This window comes from Ruegeria marina (assembly GCF_900101475.1).
Lineage (GTDB): Bacteria > Pseudomonadota > Alphaproteobacteria > Rhodobacterales > Rhodobacteraceae > Ruegeria_B > Ruegeria_B marina.
In genome coordinates, this window is record NZ_FMZV01000024.1 from 43,334 (window position 1) to 59,570 (window position 16,237).

A 16,237-nucleotide genomic window follows, 5' to 3' on the forward strand; every position below is an offset into this window, starting at 1 on the left:
TCCCGGATCAGCCCGGCAGCGGGATCCGCCTGGCTGCCGGCACCAGCCCGTTCATCTGCCGGATGTGCTCGGGCAGGCAGCGGGTGAGGAAATCGTATTTCTCCACCACATGCGCCCGCGCGGCCGGACCCAGATGGGCATAGGCGCCGGGGTTGGCCAGCACGTCGATCACCTGGTCGGCCAGGGCGCCCGGGTCGAAGAAATCGACCAGCAGCCCGGTTTCGCCATGGGCGATGGCCTCGCGCACGGGGGCCACGTCCGAGGCCACCACCGTGGCCTGCATCGACATCGCCTCGAGCAGCGACCAGCTGAGCACGAAGGGCATGGTCAGGTAGATGTGGCAGCGCGACAGCTGCACGATCTCGCAGAATTTCGGATAGGGCACCTGGCCAAGGAAATGGGTGCGGCTCCAGTCCACCTCGGCGCCGACCTCGGCCTCCATCTCGGCCCTGAGACCGCCGGGGTGCTTGCTCTTGCGCCCGTAGGAGACCGAGTTGCCCCCCAGCACGATCACCCGCGCCCTGGGGCGTTCGCGCAGGATCTTGGGCAGCGCCCGCATGAAGATGTGAAAGCCGCGCGTATGTTCGAGATTGCGCGCCAGGTAGGTGAACACCTCGTCGTCGCGGGTCAGCGGCCGCTCCAGCCGGCCGAGGCCGAGGCTGATGCCGGGATCCGCGCGCAGCCGGTCGGTGCGGATACCGTCGTGGCAGGTATAGAATTTCTCGTGAAACCGCGCCGGAAAGGTATCGCGCTGCCAGGCGGTGGGCACATGGCCCAGATCCACCTCCTCGATGCTGGAAAAGGGCACCGTGTTGCGCGCCCTGAGCAGAAAGGGGCTGTGTTCGCTGGGCGGGTCCTCGGGGTCGAACCCCACCGGCCCGCCCCGGTTGAGATAGAAATATTCGAAGAACCCCAGCACCGGCACATCGGGCAGCACGTCCTTGATGAACAGCAATTCGCCCCAGCCGGTATGACCGACGACGAGGTCGGGGCGGAACCCTTCCTCGCGGTCGAGCTGGCGGATGGCCATCGCGGCGCCGAATCCGGCGCCGGCCGCCTCTTCCCAGGTCTTGGACAGGCCATAGGCGTTCTCGGCGGGTTTGTGATGGGGCTTGTAGACCACCGACTTGACCCCGGGGATCCTGGGGGCCGGGTTGCGCTGGGTCAGGAACACCAGTTCGTTGCCGCCCCGCGCCGCCAGCCATTGCACCAGTTCACGGTACTGGCCCGGCATGTTCTGATGGACAAAGAGAATTTTCAACGGATCAGCCTTTCCAGATAGGCGCCATAGGCGTTCTTGGCAAACAGCGCCGCGCGGGCGCGCACCTGGGCCGCGTCGATCCAGCCCGCCTCATAGGCGATCTCTTCGAGACAGCCGGTCTGCAACCCCTGCCGCTCTTCCAGGGTGCGCACGAAATTGCCGGCATCGAGCAGGCTGGCATGGGTGCCGGTGTCGAGCCAGGCATAGCCGCGGCCCATGGTCTCGACCCTGAGCCGACCCTGTTCGAGATACATCTGCAACAGGTCGGTGATCTCGAGCTCGCCCCGCGCCGAGGGCCGCACCTCCCGCGCCTTCTCGGGCGCGCTGCCATCGAGGAAATAGAGCCCGGTCACCGCATAATTCGATGGCGGCACCTTCGGTTTCTCGACGATCCGGCGGGCGATGCCCGCCTCGAATTCCACCACGCCATAGCGCTCGGGATCGGCCACGTGATAGCCGAAGACGGTCCCGCCGACCGTTTGCGCACCGGCCTGCGCCAGCAGTTTCGGCAGGCCATGGCCGAAGAAGATATTGTCGCCCAGCACCAGCGCGCTCGGGGCGCCGGCCAGGAATTCCTCGGCCAGGATATAGGCCTGCGCCAGCCCGTCGGGGCTGGGCTGGACCACGTAGCTCAGCGCGATGCCCCACTGGCTGCCATCGCCCAGGGTGCGGATGAACTGCTCCCGGTCCTGCGGCGTGGTGATGACGCAGATCTCGCGGATGCCCGCCAGCATCAGCACGCTGAGCGGGTAATAGATCATCGGCTTGTCATAAAGCGGCAGCAGCTGTTTCGAGACGGCCATGGTGATCGGATAGAGCCGGGTGCCGCTGCCGCCCGCCAGAATGATGCCCTTGCGCCCGCTCATGCCAATGCTCCCAGATCGTCCAGTATCTCGTGCAGCCCCTGCCGCCAGTCGGGACGCCTAATGCCGAAAGCCGCCTCCAGTGCGGCGCAATCGAGGCGGGAATTGAGCGGCCGGCGCGCGGGCGTCGGATATGCGCTGCCGGGAATATCGGCCACCTCGCAGGCGATCCCCGCCTGCGCGAATGTTTCGCGCGCGAAATCGGCCCAGCTGACATCCGGGGCGCCCGCGAAATGATAGGTGCCGGACTTGCCCGGATCCGCCGCCAGCTGCCGCGCGATCTCCAGGCAGGCCGCCGCGAGGGCGCGGGCCGGGGTCGGCCCGCCCAGCTGATCGGCCACGATCGAGAGCCGGTCCCGTTCCCGCCCCAGCCGCAACATGGTCTTCACGAAATTCGACCCATGCGCGGAAACCACCCAGGAGGTGCGCAGGATCACATGCGGCCCGCCCGCCGCCCGCACCGCCTGCTCGCCGGCCAGCTTGGAGCGGCCATAGGCGTTCACCGGCCCCGCCGGATCCTGCGGCCGCCAGGGCGCCGTGCCACGGCCGTCAAAGACGTAGTCGGTGGACAGATAGACCAGCGGCAGCCCGCGCGCCGCACAGGCCCGCGCGATGGCGCCGGGCGTGTGCGCATTGACGGTGGTGGCAAGCTCCTCCTCGCTTTCTGCCCGGTCCACGGCGGTATAGGCGGCCGCGATGATCACCGCCTGGGCGCCGGTATCCTCCACCCGCGTGACCGGATCACGGGGATCGGTGAAATCGGCCCGGTCGCGGCCCAGGCAAACCGTGCCGGGATGCCGCGCCAGTTCCCGGCCCAGCTGGCCTGTCTCTCCGAACACCAGCACGCTCATGCCGCGCCTCCCGCTTCTTTCTGGTCCGAAATACTCCCGCCGGAGGCGAGATTTTTCGACGAAAAATCTCTCATGCCCCGACCCCCAACCGCTGGCCCACGCCGTCGCGGCCCTGCAGGGCGCGCCACCAGCTCTCGTTGTCCAGATACCATTGCACGGTGCGCCGCAACCCTTCCTCGACCGTGACGCTCGGCCGCCAGCCCAGTTCCCCGCGGATGCGGCCGGGGTCGATGGCATAGCGCGCGTCATGCCCCGGACGGTCGGCGACAAAGGTGATCCGATCGGCATGGGGCGCCCCGTCGGCGCGCGGATGCAGAGCGTCGAGAATGCCGCAGAGGGTTTTCACCAGCTCCAGATTGCTGCGTTCGTTTTCGCCGCCGATATTGTAGCTGCGCCCCACCCGCCCCTTTTGCACCACCAGCAAAAGCGCCTCCGCATGATCCTCGACATAGAGCCAGTCGCGGATGTTCGAGCCGTCGCCGTAGATCGGCAGCGGCCTGCCCGCCAGCGCGTTGAGGATGATGACCGGGATCAGCTTCTCGGGGAAATGATAGGGGCCGTAATTGTTCGAGCAATTGCTCAGCACCACCGGCAGGCCATAGGTCTCGTGCCAGGCCCGCACCAGATGGTCCGAGCTGGCCTTGGAGGCCGAATAGGGCGAGCGCGGATCGTAAGGCGTGTCTTCGGTGAACCTGGCCTCCGGATCGGCGGGCAGGCTGCCATAGACCTCGTCGGTCGAGATATGGTGGAACCGGAACGCCGCCGGCCTGCCCGCCTGCACCCAGTATTTCCGCGCCGCCTCCAGCATGTTGAACGTGCCGGTCACATTGGTTTCGATGAAAGTGCCCGGCCCGTCGATCGAGCGGTCCACATGGCTTTCGGCGGCCAGGTGCATCACCGCATCCGGCTGATGGGCCGCAAACACCGCATCCAGCGCCGCCCGGTCGCGGATATCAGCCTCTACAAAGGCATAATCGGGGTGGTCGGCGACGCTGGCCACGTTGTCGAGACAGGCGGCATAGGTGAGCGCATCGAGATTGACCACCGCGTGCCCGTCGGCAATGGCCCGGCGCACCACCGCCGAACCGATGAAGCCCGCGCCCCCGGTGACAAGGATCTTCATGCCGCGCCCTCGCAGACGAAGGGGCTGTCGAACTCGGCCAGCGCCGGGGCAGCGGCGTCCTTGTCGCTCAGCACCGGATCGCCGGCAAGCCCCCAGTCGATGCCGCAGCTGTCCCAGCGCACCGCGCCGTCACAGTCGGGCGCGTAGTAATCCGTGCATTTATAGCAGATCTCGGTATCCGCCTCGCGGGTGACGAACCCGTGCAGGAACCCGGCCGGAATCCAGAGCTGGCGGCCATTCCCGGCGCTCAGCTCGGTGCCGAACCACTGGCCATAGGTGGGGCTGCCCTTGCGGATGTCGACCGCCACGTCGAAAAGCCGCCCCCGCCCGCAGCGCACCAGCTTGCCCTGGGCATGAGGCGGGGCCTGGAAATGCAGCCCGCGCAGCGTGCCGGCACGGGCCGACACGGAATGATTGTCCTGGACGAAATCGATCTCCAGCCCGAGCCCGGCCAGCCGCGCCTTGTTCCAGCTTTCGCTGAAAAACCCGCGCTCATCGCCGAACCGGGCGGGGGTGAGGATCAGCACTCCGGAAAGCGGGGTTGTCTCTAGTTGCATGGCTTCTGCTCTTTGTGCCTGACTGTTTCTTCGGGTTCTAGCATCCGAAGCGGCCCCTGTCAGGCAATCCCGCATCAGGCCGGCACCAAAGCGTGCTGCGCAAGATACATCTCGGGCGGCCGGCAACCGCCGATCGTCGGGGTTCCGGGGCACCGGGACCGATGACGGATGCGCCCGGAACGTGTCACGACACCGAACAATCCCTGGACACGCGCAAGAAAGGCGGGCCTGAAAGGCTCGACAATAAGAAGTTTCTTGGGCATAGCTTGTGATGAAAATCGCAAGTTACTAAGCGCCTTTGGAAAACGTGCCACACATCATCGAAGAAGTTTCCTCTCGAGGCTTTGCCAATCTCGCACAATCTGTTCTTCCCGAAATGGCGGTGAACGATGCGCCTCTCGTGGATGGCATCTATTTGAGCTGGGATCAGGAGGAAGGAGATGTGCAGGTTTCGCTGCCGCCTTCCGGGGACGACCTGTTGCATATCAGCGCCCGGGTCGGGGGTCAGCCGCGCTGGTTGTGCCTGAATATCGCGCTTGGCGAGACCGCATTCGAACCGGGCGCGGTTTTCGGCGTGGTTGCAGGCTTGCAGGGATGTGCGGGCGAGACCCTTCGGATGTTCGTTCGAACGTCCCGGGAGGGCGAGACCACCGATACTCCGCTGAGCGAGGAAATTGCCGGTTCCCGCGAAGCAACCGTGCAGGTCACCATGCACCGGTTGACGGCGTCCGAAGGGCTTGTCGGCGCGCCGGGCTTTCACACGTTGGTCGTGGATCTGCCCTTTCATGATTTCGACCTGGTTCTGCACGACATGCATCTGTTTGTTCTGCAATCCGGAAAAGCACTTGGGGTGATGCCGACGACACTTGGAAATTTCACCTGACAAGGGGCGTGGATGCTGTGATATCCGGCGGACAAGTGCAGGGTCGCTGTTTGGTTCGGTGGATCTTTCGAAGGAAAACGCGCGTCCCAGGCGCCCGGGAGAAGCGCGGCCGCTTGAGACCCTGGCAAGATCGGAATGCCAATTCGGAAGATCGCCCATACGGGAAAGGTGTGTGAAGGAATGAAAGATACGGTGTCGGCTGTCACCCTTGGGGACGAAGCGGCTCTTCGCATCCTGGAGACCATTTTGCGCAGTGGATCGCCCGCGCTGCAGATCGGGAAATCCGACACGGTCGCCGCCGCAATCGCGGCCCGTGCCGACCGGCCTGCCCTGGTGATCGTGCCGTCCTTTGTCGACACCCTGGCCCAGGGGCTTGGCGGCGGCACACCCGCGACGCAGGCCATTGCGGACTGGATCGATACCACCGACGCCTTTCTGGAGGAATTGAAACCGGTCTGGCGGGAGATCCTGCTGATCGACCAGGAGGCCCTGAGACAGGCGCCGGATCTGGTTGCCCAGGAGCTTGGATCCCGGCTTGGCATCCTCTGCACGGGAGACGCGGTCAAAGAGGAGAAGCCCGGTTCCGGGGACAGCCTGTTCGTCATTCTCGCAAGATATGTCCTGGAAGAAGATCCCGCCGCGCGCGCGCGCGCGGAACAGTTGGCTTCCCTGACCCTGGGCCACGAATGGCTCGCGCGGCCCGATACTGCGGCGGTAGAGCGGATTTGCGAGGCCCTGACCGCCCGGGACAGGGCCATTGCGGAGCTGCGGGAACAGTTGGAGACGGCTCAGGCCGGGCAGGCCGCGGCCGAAGAGGATTGCGAACGCCTGCGCACCAGCGTTTCGGAATTGCGCAACCAGGTTGCGGAGACCGCCGACACCGGCAAGGCCGTGGCCGAGGCGCAAGAGACCCTCGCCGGGGAAGTGTCCCGCCTGGAGGCCGACCGGGCGGCGTTGCGCCGGAAGCTTGAAGAGGCCCTTGCGCAGGCAGACGCATTCCGGGCCGGGCAGGCCGCGGCCGAGGAGGATTGCGAACGCCTGCGCACCAGCGTTTCGGAATTGCGCAACCAGGTTGAACGGGATGTTCTGGAGCATCATCTGGCGCGAAATGCCGCGCAGGCCCATGAACGCGCGCTGGAGCATGTCAAAGCCCTGGGCCGCCAGCGCGAGGCGGTTCTGGGATGCGAGATCCTTGCTCTGGGACGGCAAAACAGGGCTGAGCGGAACTCCGTGAAAGAGATGAGCGTGGACCGGGGCAGGTTGGTCGAGCAGCTGGAAAATCTGCAGGCCTCTCTGGAACAGGCGCGGGACGAGCTGACCCGCATCTACAACTCCAAATCCTGGAAGGCGGTCAACGCGATGCGCGCCGCACGGCATGGCTTTAAAAAGCAATGATGTTTCCTGCGCTGCCGAACGCCGCGGCCAGGCCACGGCTTTTCATCGATGCGCAGCATGGGCTGGCGAACCGGTTGCGGGCAATTGCCTCGGCGGCCTCTGTCGCGATGTCGGCCGGGTACGAGTTGGTGGTCATCTGGCGCGCGGATCATCATTGCGGATGCCTGATGTCGGATCTGTTCGACTATGCCGGCCCGGTGATCGGCGATGACAGGCTTGCGGACCTGTGCCGGCGCCATGCCGCGCGGGTCTTCAACTATATGGAGGTCGAGCCCGGGGCCTGCTTTCAGGAACCGATCCTGATCGATCCGGGTTCGGCCCGATCCGGCGACGTCTATATCCGCTCCGCATATACATTGAACAGTCCGCGGCGGCGTTTGGATGTCGAACAGGGGTTCCTGTTCGACCTGAAACCGTCGCAACCGGTTCTGGAACTGGTTGCAGAGGTTCCCCACCCAAATAGCGTGTCGGCCCACATCCGTATGGCCACGGGGCCGGGATATGACCATCTGGCGCACGAGGCCTCGGACAATTGGCCCGAGCATCGGCACCGGGAAATTGCACATTGGCGCGCCAAGAGCCATTCCAGCCGCTTCATTGCCCGGATCGATGCCCTCATCGAAGAGGGTGGAGTGTCCTCGATTTTCCTCGCGGCGGACCTTGCCGAAACCTACACGCTGTTTGCCGGGCGCTATGGATCGCGCTTGCGGACATTGCCGCGCGCGCTCTACGACCGTTCAGAGCGGCAGTTGCAATATGCGCTGGCCGACATGCTGTTGCTGACGGCCTCCGACCGGTTCCTGGCGAGCACCTGGAGTTCATACTCCGATATCGCAAGCCGGCTGATCGCGGGAAGAGTCCCGGTCGAACGCAGCGGCATCGATTTCTGAAACATCCGAATGCCGTCAGGAAAAACCTGACCCGCCGCCGCGGCCGGAAATCGGGGATTTCGACGCGCCAGGCGGTGCCGGATGGCCCCCTTGTATCGTCCGAAACGCTCGGGAGCCTTTTGCGCAGCGCCTCAGTCGGAGCCGAAGAGATCGCGGGTGAAGATCTTGTCCGAGACATCCGCCAGATCCTCGGTGCGGCGGTTCGCGATGATCACATCGGCGCTGCGCTTGAACTCTTCCAGGTCGCGCACGACCCGGGACCCGAAGAATTGCTCTTCTTCGAAGCGGGGTTCAAAGACGATCACCTCGATACCCTTGGCCTTGATCCGCTTCATGATGCCCTGCGTGGCGCTTTGGCGGAAATTGTCCGACCCGGCCTTCATCACCAGGCGGTAAACCCCCACGCAGCGCGGTTGCAGCGCCAGGATGCTGTCGCTGATGAAATCCTTGCGGGTCCGGTTGGCATCGACGATGGCGCGGATCAGGTTCTGGGGCACCTCGGAATAGTTGGCCAGAAGCTGTTTGGAATCCTTGGGCAGGCAATAGCCGCCATAGCCGAAGGACGGGTTGTTGTAATGGGTGCCGATCCGCGGATCCAGAGCGACGCCCTCGATTATCTGGCGGGTATCGAGCCCATGGCTCAGCGCATAGCTGTCAAGCTCGTTGAAATAGGCCACGCGCATGGCGAGGTAGGTATTGGCAAAAAGCTTGATCGCCTCGGCCTCGGACGAGTCTGTGAACAGCACCGGCACATCCGGCTTGAGCGAGGCATCGCGCAACAGGTCGGCAAAGAGGCGGGCGCGTTCGGATTTCGCGCCGACGATGATCCGCGAGGGGTAGAGGTTGTCGTGAAGCGCCTTGCCTTCGCGCAGGAACTCGGGGCTGAACACGATCCGGTCGGTCCCCAGTTCCGCGCGGAGACTGGCGGTATACCCCACCGGGATGGTCGACTTGATGATGATGGTGGCGGTGTCGTTCAGCGCCAGCACGGTCTTGACCACCGCCTCGACCGAGGAGGTGTCAAAGAAATTGGTGTTCGGGTCGTAATTGGTCGGTGTGGCCACGATCACGAAATCCGCCCCGCCGAACGCGGTGGCCGCATCGGTGGTGGCGGTCAGGTTCAACGGCTTTTCGATCAGGTAGCTTTCGATATCCGCATCGACGATGGGACATTTGCGATCATTGAGCATGTCGACCCGGGCCTGGTCGATGTCCAGGGCAACAACCGGGTTCTTCTGGGCCAGAAGCACGGCGTTGGACAGGCCGACATAACCGATACCGGCAACGGCGATTTTGATTTCAGACATGGCAAACGGGCTTTCGCGATCATCGGGAAAAGACAGTCACCCCGGCTATGGGGATGGTCGTGGGACAGGGGGCTCAGCTGCGGGCGTAGATGTCTTCGTAGCGGATGATGTCATCCTCGCCCAGGTAACTGCCGGTCTGCACCTCGATGAGCACCATCGGCACCTTGCCGGGGTTTTCCATCCGGTGCACCGCGCCCAGCGGGATATAGACCGACTGGTTTTCGGTGAGCAGCCTGACCTCGTCATCCACCGTCACCTTCGCGGTGCCCTCGACCACGATCCAGTGTTCCGAACGGTGGTGGTGGCTCTGCAGGCTGAGCGAGGCGCCGGGATGCACGACGATGCGCTTGACCTGGAAGCGCCCGCCGATGATCAGGCTTTCGTACCAGCCCCAGGGGCGGTAATCGCGCGGCAGCTGCACCGCCTGGCTGACGCCCTTGGCCTTGAGCGCGGCCACGGCTTCCTTGACGCGCTGCGCCTGGGACTTCGGCGCCACCAGCACGGCGTCGGACATGGATACGACCATCATGTCCTCGAGGCCGATGCCCACCAGCTGCTGACCCGGCGTTTCCGAGCGCAGCAGCGTATCGCGGCAGTCGATCGCGGTGGCCTCGTCGGAACAGACATTGCCCGCCGCGTCGGGGCCGCTTACCGCCCAGACCGCGTCCCAGCCGCCCAGATCGGACCAGCCGGCGCCAAAGGGCATGACGGCCAGGTTGTCGGCCTTTTCCATGATCGCATAGTCGATCGAGATGTCTTCGGCTCCGGACCAGGGCGCGGCGGCAAGCCGGGTAAAGCCGAGATCCGTACCGGCGCCTTCCAGCGCCGCGGACACGGCCTCGACCAGGGCGGGCGCATGGGCGCGGTAGGCGGCCAGGATGGCTTCAGCCGTGAACAGGAAGATGCCGGCGTTCCAGAGATAGGTGCCGGCGGCGAGCATTTCGGCAGCGCGGGCCGCATCGGGTTTTTCGACGAACCGGGCCAGGCTTTGCGGGGCGTTGGCCTGGGCATCGGCCCCGGCGGCCAGTTCCAGATAGCCATAGCCGGTTTCGGCCCGCGTCGGGGTGATGCCGAAGGTCACCAGATCACCCGCCTGCGCGCGCGGCGCGGCTGCGACAACCGCGGCGCGGAAGGCCTCCGGGTCGGGGATGACGTGATCTGACGGCGCGACCAGCATCAGCGCCTGCGCATCGCGCTCGGCCAGCCACAGCGCGGCAGCCAGGACAGCGGGGGCCGTATTGCGCCCTTCGGGTTCGATCAGGATGCCTTGGGGCGCCTGTTCGACCTGCGCCAGCTGTTCGGTGACGATGAAGCGGAACGGCTCGCCGGTCAGCACCACGGGGGCCGCGAAGCCCTCGCCCGAGAGCCGTTTGGCCGAGGCCTGGAACAGACTTTCCTCGCCCATCAGCCTGGCGAACTGCTTGGGGTAGGATTTGCGCGACAGCGGCCAAAGCCGGGTGCCGGAACCGCCGCAGAGAAGGATGGGGGTGATCATTTCCGGAGAACTTTCTTGATTGGAGCCGTCATTGGAATTTATGTCTTTGTCGTGAGAAGATGGGCAAGGTATCCACGGCGTTCAGATGTGTCCACATCTCCCTTGAGGAGTGCCGTTTGTGGTATGTCGGGCAGCTGCTCTAGCAAAATGGACGTGGCAGTGAATGGTTCAAATTTGTTCAGACCAAATCGTTCATAGTAACAAAACTGATCATAGCAATTGGCGATCCGCTCCCCACCGTCATATGTCAAACGGATCATTCCGGAACGGGGGCCCATCAGAAAAGTTGCGCCGGATATGATCTCCGGGGTTTCGAGTTTTAGTTCCAGTGGTTTGCCGGGGGTGAGTTCAACACAGTTGACTTCGTATCCAGAACGCCGAAACAGTCGGGACGCAGCTCCAGCACACAGGAGGTCATGGGCCAACAGGGCACCATACTGATGATGGTTTGCAGTTTCAAAGTTCGGCGAAGGCACGCGCAAATCGCGGGAGAGCAGCTCTTGCAAGGCAAGGCTGTAAACTTTTATCCCCTCTTCTGACGGATGTACAAAATCACGCAGAAGCCCTGTTACTTTCTTGATTTGTACGATTGGGAAATCGTGCTCATGGCATATTTTTTCATGCATATCGTACAGCCAATCATTGCTGTAATCTACATCGTTCCGTGGCAAATCCAAAAAAGCGACCTTGGCTTTCAGCCGCGCACAGCACCCCAGGAGCGCATTGAGGGATTTCAGATGATCGCCGGCTCCGAATTTCAATTGACGAAAACCCGCCGTTGACAGCTCCAGAATGACAATATCAGGCCGATATGTCTCCATTATTGAGTCGAAGAGATGCCTGAGATCGTGCGGGTGAATGCCGCCGATTGCAGCCTTTTGTATATCAAAGATATTTTCAAGATTATGCTGGGCCGCCCCGACAAAGCCGGGTGTTTCAGCGGTAACGCTAAAGCCAACCACCAAAACTTTCTTCAAAGGCACTGGAGTGTTCATTGCGCAATTCTAGAATTTTTGAGCAAGGTCAGCTTTTCGAGAATTTCCGGCACCAGTTCGGGCGGCTCGCCGACCGCGTGCCCACGATCATCCTCAAAGAAGATAAGGGTGCTATTTTTCAAATATGGAGATTCCCATTTCCCGTTTTTCTTCTCGAAAATCTTCGAAAAGTGTTCATCCATATGATGAGGATCGCATGTGTTTTGAACATAAACGATACGGGATTCGCTCATGATATTGCTTCTTGCGATAACGGAGTTGCGGTACGAATGCTTGACGGCAAATTCCTTTTTCGTCATTCCGTCGAAGAAAACATCCAGATATCGCTTGAGGGCATTGCCTTCAAAGCTGGTCAGAAGAATTTGGGGATTGATCGTTACCGCCTGCGCTTCTGGTATCTCTACCAAGGCGCGCAAGGTGGCGAACCCTCCGCCAGAACTGCCGTAAAAAACGATATCCTCGACTGAGGTTTCAAGATTTTGCGCGACACGTCTTACGATATTGGCGATGTCATGGTTGATGTCTCGGGCCCTGGTTCCAATGTACCAGCCAAGCCCAAGGTCTTCTGTTTTCTTCAACAGGGGATCAGAGATATATAATGTATGTCCCGGAAAATTATTGTGCCAACTCCAGCGCTGAAACGCTGGCAACGGTGTTTGCGCCCGATGTACGAAACCTGAGAAGAAGACAAAGAGCGGCGTTCCGGCCGGGACTTGATCTTTCTTGAAAAATGCCAAGTCAAAATCGATACCATCAACATCCACCGTATAAAGCCCGGATGAGCGTATGGCTGTGGCTGACGAAACCGTTTGCCGCTGTAGATTCTTTATGCTCTCTCCAGATACCTTGCCGCTGGAGTTATTGAATTTTTCTTTCTTCACAATCGTTTACTCCGACCTTATTCCAGAGCTTCGTTATAAGGTTGGGCGCAGTCAGAGATCACAACCCATACGAAGCGGAATTAATTCGTTCGACATCTCTCCCGCGGGTGCCTGGATATTGGTTACATCCGCAAATCTTCAGACTTCTTGAACCACTCATAGGTTTCCTCGATCCCTTCGCGCAGGCCCACGCGGGCCTTCCAGCCCATGTCGGCCAGACGCGAGACATCCATCAGCTTCTTCATCGTGCCGTCGGGTTTGGACGGGTCGTTGCTGATCTTGCCCTGAAATCCCGTCACCTTCGCCACCATATGCGCCAGGTCCAGGATCGAGATATCGGTGCCGGTGCCCACGTTGATATGGCTCAGCATCGGTTCGGTGTTGGCCTCGTAGGTCGCCTTGTCCAGTTCCAGCACGAAGAGGCTCGCCTCGGCCATGTCGTCGACATGCAGGAACTCGCGCATCGGCTTGCCCGAGCCCCAGATCACCACCTCTTCCAGCCCGTCGCGCGCGGCCTCGTGGAAGCGGCGGATCAGCGCGGGCAGGACGTGGGAATTCTCGGGGTGGAAATTGTCTCCGGGGCCATAAAGGTTGGTCGGCATGACCGAGCGGTAATCGGTGCCATGCTGCCGGTTGTAGCTTTCACAGAGCTTGATGCCGGCGATCTTGGCCACCGCATAGGGTTCGTTGGTGGGCTCCAGCACGCCGGTCAGCAGCGCGTCTTCCTTCATCGGCTGCGCCACGGCGCGGGGATAGATGCAGGAGGACCCCAGTTGCAGCAGACGCTGCACGCCGGCGGCAAAGGCCTGATGGATCACGTTGCATTCGATCATCAGGTTTTCATAGATGAAATCCGCCGGATAGGTGTTGTTGGCGTGGATGCCGCCCACCTTGGCCGCCGCCAGGATCACCACATCCGGCTTTTCGGCCTGCATGAAGTCGCGCACGGCGGCCTGGTTGGTCAGGTCCAGCTCGGCATGGGTGCGGGTGAGCAGCTCCAGCGCTTCACCGGCTTCCTTGCGGGCCTGCAGGCGGCGCAGGATCGCGCCTCCCACCATGCCGCGATGACCTGCGATATAGATTTTCTGCATGGGAGGCGCCTTTCACTCAGCCGTTTTCGAGCGAGACCGGCAAGTCATAGCCATGCAATTTGAGCAGGGCGTGACGCTGGGCCACTTTCAGATCCTCGGCGACCATTTCGGCACACATTTCCTGGGTGGTGATTTCGGGCACCCAGCCCAGCTTGGCCTTGGCCTTGGCCGGATCTCCCAGCAGGGTTTCCACCTCGGCAGGACGGAAATACCGCGGATCGACGCGTACGATCACATCGCCCACCTTCAGCGCCGGGGCCTTGTCGCCCTCGATGGCGGCAACGGTGGCTATCTCGTCCACGCCTTCGCCCGAAAATTCCAGCGTCATGCCCAGCTCGGCCGCCGACCAGGTGATGAACTCGCGCACCGAATACTGCACGCCGGTGGCGATGACGAAATCCTCGGCCACGTCCTGCTGCAGCATCATCCACTGCATGCGCACATAGTCCTTGGCATGCCCCCAGTCACGCAGCGCATCCATGTTGCCCATGTAAAGGCAGGTCTCGAGCCCCTGGGCGATATTGGCCAGCCCGCGGGTGATCTTGCGGGTCACGAAGGTTTCGCCGCGGCGCGGGCTTTCGTGATTGAACAGGATGCCGTTGCAGGCATACATGCCATAGGCTTCGCGATAGTTGACCGTGATCCAGTAGGAATAAAGCTTGGCCACCGCGTAAGGCGACCGCGGATAGAAGGGCGTGGTTTCCTTTTGCGGGATTTCCTGGACCAGGCCGTAAAGTTCGGAGGTCGATGCCTGGTAGAAACGGGTCTTGTCCTCGAGACCGAGAAACCGGATTGCCTCGAGCAGGCGCAGCGTGCCGATCCCATCGACATCCGCAGTGTATTCCGGGGCTTCGAAGCTGACGGCCACATGGGACTGGGCCCCCAGGTTGTAGACCTCGTCCGGCTCCACTTCGCGCATGATGCGGGTCAGGTTGGAGGTGTCGGTCAGATCGCCGTAATGCAGTTTGAACCTGGCGTTGTCGACATGCGGATCCTGATAGATATGATCCACCCGGGCGGTGTTGAACAGCGAGGCGCGGCGCTTGATGCCGTGTACTTCGTATCCCTTGGCAAGCAGAAACTCGGCGAGATACGAACCATCTTGTCCCGTCACGCCGGTAATCAGAGCTTTTTTCGTCATTTCAATTATTCCATCAAACACAGTGGAGGGCCGACGGTGCGCTCTGAGGTCCATCCGTGGTCTTCAGATAACAGCTGGCGGGAACCCGTACATGTTACGGGGTGCCTAGCAAATGGCTGGAGAGCCCGCAAGGCAGTACAATGTCCGGGTCATGTCATGGGCAGGACGGAGCCCGCGGGGTCGGGATCATATCCCAGCCGATCGCACAGTTCGCGGTAACAGTCCGGCATGGCGGCCTCGAACTGGCTGCGCAGGGCCTCGGTCAGGGGGCGGCGCGGTCGCTGCACGATACTTGCGGACTTCCGGCCGCTGTCTCCGGTCAGGTGGATGGCGGGCAGGAAATCCTGCCAGCGCGGCTCGAATTCCAGCGCCAGGCACTCTGTCATCCGCCGACATTCCAGGTCGGGATGCTGTGCGAAGCGTTCATAGTGGAAGATTTCCAGCCCGCGATAAGCGTCGAGAAAGCGGAGATAGCACCGCGCATAGCCTTCGAGCGTGTCTGTCAAACCGCGTGCCCAGCCATTGTGCCGGAGGGAGGCATAGGAATCCAGGGGATGGCGCACCGTAAGCAGGGCGCGGGTCTCGAACCGGCCCGAGACGATGTCTCGCATCAGCGGACGGTCGCCGGGATCCGCAAACTCGCAGAAATGGGAATGCGTATGATCGCGTATCACCAGGTGACGCCCTTCGCCTTGCGTGGCGCGGTGCAGAACGTCCAGCTGTTGCAGGAACATCTCGGTGATCGTGTCCTGCCCGGGCGGAGTCCGGTTCTGGCGGGCCAGGTGGATCAGGTCGCTGGGGGCAAAGCCGGGAGAGATGCGCCTGTTCGTGCTGAAGGGATCGACTTCGCTCAGAAGCATCGTGTTGGGCTGGCTGGCCAGCGCCCGGGACATCAATGTTCCCCCGGTACAGGCGAAATGGTGGATCAGGCGAAGCGGCTGACGGGCCGTGGCCTGAATCCGGGTGACCTGGCGCTGGCATTGCGCCAGCAGGCCCTCCAGCGCTTCGTCCGAGGCCCCGTCCAGGCTGTCTGCCGGCATGATCGGGTCGAGCAGGGCCAGGGTGTCTTCCAGAAAGCCTTGGAGATCGGGGCGGTCGGTCATGGCTTCTTGCCACGTTTCTTGCCACGTTTCTTGGGGCGGGGGTCCAAAGGCGTTTCCAGAAGCGTGGGCCGGTCCGGGCCGGTGTCGCTCCGGGAAGGGAACTGTTCCTGCCGGGCGGAGGCATCCAGCAGATGCAGATATTTCGATGCGATGGACAGGCGGGACGTGACCTGCGTCAGCAGCGCATCCACCTTGTTTTTTTCCGTCTGCAGGGTCTCGAAGCGCTGTCTCAGATGCATCAGGTCCGATTGCGTCATGGCCTGGCTGCGCAGGGCGATGCCGAGTTCGCCCTCCTTTGCCTCCAGACGGGCCTGCAGCGCCTCGAGCTCGGCCTTGTGGGCCCCGGCCTGTGCGGCGGTCTCGGCGCGGGCGGTTTCCAGCGCGGCCTGAGCCTCCTGCAT

At 62.5% G+C, this 16,237-nt stretch carries 16 protein-coding genes; 3 read left to right on the top strand and 13 right to left on the bottom strand.

Features of this window, described 5'->3' with window-relative positions; all coding sequences use genetic code 11:
* Positions 1-7: 7 nt before the first annotated feature.
* The 5 genes from BLT75_RS22040 to rfbC form a co-directional block, all read right to left on the bottom strand.
* Positions 8-1,261, bottom strand: coding sequence for a glycosyltransferase family 4 protein (locus tag BLT75_RS22040; protein ID WP_093037367.1), 1,254 nt, complete (start codon positions 1,259-1,261; stop codon positions 8-10).
* A complete protein-coding gene (rfbA, locus tag BLT75_RS22045; protein WP_093037369.1) occupies positions 1,258-2,127 on the bottom strand; it encodes a glucose-1-phosphate thymidylyltransferase RfbA in 870 nt (289 codons plus the stop codon). The genes BLT75_RS22040 and rfbA overlap by 4 nt, the downstream gene beginning before the upstream one ends.
* Positions 2,124-2,975 carry a dTDP-4-dehydrorhamnose reductase gene (gene rfbD / locus BLT75_RS22050; RefSeq protein WP_093037372.1) on the bottom strand — a complete coding sequence of 284 codons (852 nt, stop codon included), beginning with the start codon at positions 2,973-2,975 and terminating at the stop codon, positions 2,124-2,126. Before rfbD ends, rfbA begins: the two co-directional genes overlap by 4 nt.
* 70 nt (positions 2,976-3,045) lie before the next feature.
* Positions 3,046-4,098, bottom strand: coding sequence for a dTDP-glucose 4,6-dehydratase (rfbB, locus tag BLT75_RS22055; protein WP_093037375.1), 1,053 nt, complete (start codon positions 4,096-4,098; stop codon positions 3,046-3,048).
* Positions 4,095-4,655, bottom strand: coding sequence for a dTDP-4-dehydrorhamnose 3,5-epimerase (rfbC, locus tag BLT75_RS22060; protein WP_093037378.1), 561 nt, complete (start codon positions 4,653-4,655; stop codon positions 4,095-4,097). Before rfbC ends, rfbB begins: the two co-directional genes overlap by 4 nt.
* Positions 4,656-5,037: 382 nt before the next feature.
* Here rfbC and BLT75_RS22065 point away from each other — a divergent pair, with 382 nt between their 5' ends.
* The 3 genes from BLT75_RS22065 to BLT75_RS22075 all read left to right on the top strand — a co-directional run bounded on the left by BLT75_RS22065 (position 5,038) and on the right by BLT75_RS22075 (position 7,823).
* Positions 5,038-5,538, top strand: a complete 501-nt coding sequence (locus BLT75_RS22065) for a hypothetical protein (RefSeq protein ID WP_218128998.1) — start codon at positions 5,038-5,040, stop codon at positions 5,536-5,538.
* A gap of 180 nt (positions 5,539-5,718) precedes the next feature.
* Complete coding sequence (locus BLT75_RS22070; RefSeq protein ID WP_093037384.1) at positions 5,719-6,933, top strand: hypothetical protein; 1,215 nt, start codon at positions 5,719-5,721, stop codon at positions 6,931-6,933.
* Positions 6,933-7,823 carry an O-fucosyltransferase family protein gene (locus BLT75_RS22075; protein WP_143028633.1) on the top strand — a complete coding sequence of 297 codons (891 nt, stop codon included), beginning with the start codon at positions 6,933-6,935 and terminating at the stop codon, positions 7,821-7,823. Before BLT75_RS22070 ends, BLT75_RS22075 begins: the two co-directional genes overlap by 1 nt.
* A 131-nt stretch (positions 7,824-7,954) precedes the next feature.
* Here the strand turns inward: BLT75_RS22075 and BLT75_RS22080 are convergent, their stop codons facing one another.
* From BLT75_RS22080 to BLT75_RS24525, 8 genes are all read right to left on the bottom strand, one after another.
* Positions 7,955-9,121: a nucleotide sugar dehydrogenase gene (locus tag BLT75_RS22080; RefSeq protein WP_093037414.1), complete on the bottom strand. Its 1,167-nt coding sequence runs from the start codon at positions 9,119-9,121 to the stop codon at positions 7,955-7,957.
* 82 nt (positions 9,122-9,203) lie between these two features.
* Positions 9,204-10,625: a mannose-1-phosphate guanylyltransferase/mannose-6-phosphate isomerase gene (locus tag BLT75_RS22085; protein WP_093037388.1), complete on the bottom strand. Its 1,422-nt coding sequence runs from the start codon at positions 10,623-10,625 to the stop codon at positions 9,204-9,206.
* A 38-nt stretch (positions 10,626-10,663) separates the two neighbouring features.
* Complete coding sequence (locus BLT75_RS24215; protein ID WP_143028634.1) at positions 10,664-11,620, bottom strand: SGNH/GDSL hydrolase family protein; 957 nt, start codon at positions 11,618-11,620, stop codon at positions 10,664-10,666.
* Positions 11,617-12,501, bottom strand: coding sequence for a hypothetical protein (locus tag BLT75_RS22095; protein ID WP_143028635.1), 885 nt, complete (start codon positions 12,499-12,501; stop codon positions 11,617-11,619). Before BLT75_RS22095 ends, BLT75_RS24215 begins: the two co-directional genes overlap by 4 nt.
* A 122-nt stretch (positions 12,502-12,623) precedes the next feature.
* A complete protein-coding gene (gene fcl / locus BLT75_RS22100; RefSeq protein WP_093037396.1) occupies positions 12,624-13,592 on the bottom strand; it encodes a GDP-L-fucose synthase in 969 nt (322 codons plus the stop codon).
* A 16-nt stretch (positions 13,593-13,608) separates the two neighbouring features.
* Entirely contained in the window at positions 13,609-14,733 is a 1,125-nt protein-coding gene (gene gmd, locus BLT75_RS22105) for a GDP-mannose 4,6-dehydratase (protein WP_093037399.1), read from the bottom strand.
* A gap of 149 nt (positions 14,734-14,882) precedes the next feature.
* Positions 14,883-15,836, bottom strand: a complete 954-nt coding sequence (locus tag BLT75_RS22110) for a hypothetical protein (protein WP_093037402.1) — start codon at positions 15,834-15,836, stop codon at positions 14,883-14,885.
* Positions 15,833-16,237, bottom strand: a 405-nt coding sequence (locus BLT75_RS24525; RefSeq protein WP_093037405.1) for a hypothetical protein, incomplete at its 5' end; no start/stop codon positions are given. The genes BLT75_RS24525 and BLT75_RS22110, both read right to left, overlap by 4 nt.

What these genes read in the sequence shown, in the direction of transcription:
- BLT75_RS22075 (WP_143028633.1), top strand. Translation starts at nt 6,933, where the DNA reads ATGTTTCCTGCGCTGCCGAACGCCGCGGCCAGGCCACGGCTTTTCATC.
- BLT75_RS22085 (WP_093037388.1), bottom strand. Translation starts at nt 10,625, where the DNA reads ATGATCACCCCCATCCTTCTCTGCGGCGGTTCCGGCACCCGGCTTTGG.
- fcl (WP_093037396.1), bottom strand. Translation starts at nt 13,592, where the DNA reads ATGCAGAAAATCTATATCGCAGGTCATCGCGGCATGGTGGGAGGCGCG.
- rfbD (WP_093037372.1), bottom strand. Translation starts at nt 2,975, where the DNA reads ATGAGCGTGCTGGTGTTCGGAGAGACAGGCCAGCTGGGCCGGGAACTG.
- gmd (WP_093037399.1), bottom strand. Translation starts at nt 14,733, where the DNA reads ATGACGAAAAAAGCTCTGATTACCGGCGTGACGGGACAAGATGGTTCG.
- BLT75_RS24215 (WP_143028634.1), bottom strand. Translation starts at nt 11,620, where the DNA reads ATGAACACTCCAGTGCCTTTGAAGAAAGTTTTGGTGGTTGGCTTTAGC.
- rfbB (WP_093037375.1), bottom strand. Translation starts at nt 4,098, where the DNA reads ATGAAGATCCTTGTCACCGGGGGCGCGGGCTTCATCGGTTCGGCGGTG.
- BLT75_RS22110 (WP_093037402.1), bottom strand. Translation starts at nt 15,836, where the DNA reads ATGACCGACCGCCCCGATCTCCAAGGCTTTCTGGAAGACACCCTGGCC.
- rfbA (WP_093037369.1), bottom strand. Translation starts at nt 2,127, where the DNA reads ATGAGCGGGCGCAAGGGCATCATTCTGGCGGGCGGCAGCGGCACCCGG.
- BLT75_RS22070 (WP_093037384.1), top strand. Translation starts at nt 5,719, where the DNA reads ATGAAAGATACGGTGTCGGCTGTCACCCTTGGGGACGAAGCGGCTCTT.
- rfbC (WP_093037378.1), bottom strand. Translation starts at nt 4,655, where the DNA reads ATGCAACTAGAGACAACCCCGCTTTCCGGAGTGCTGATCCTCACCCCC.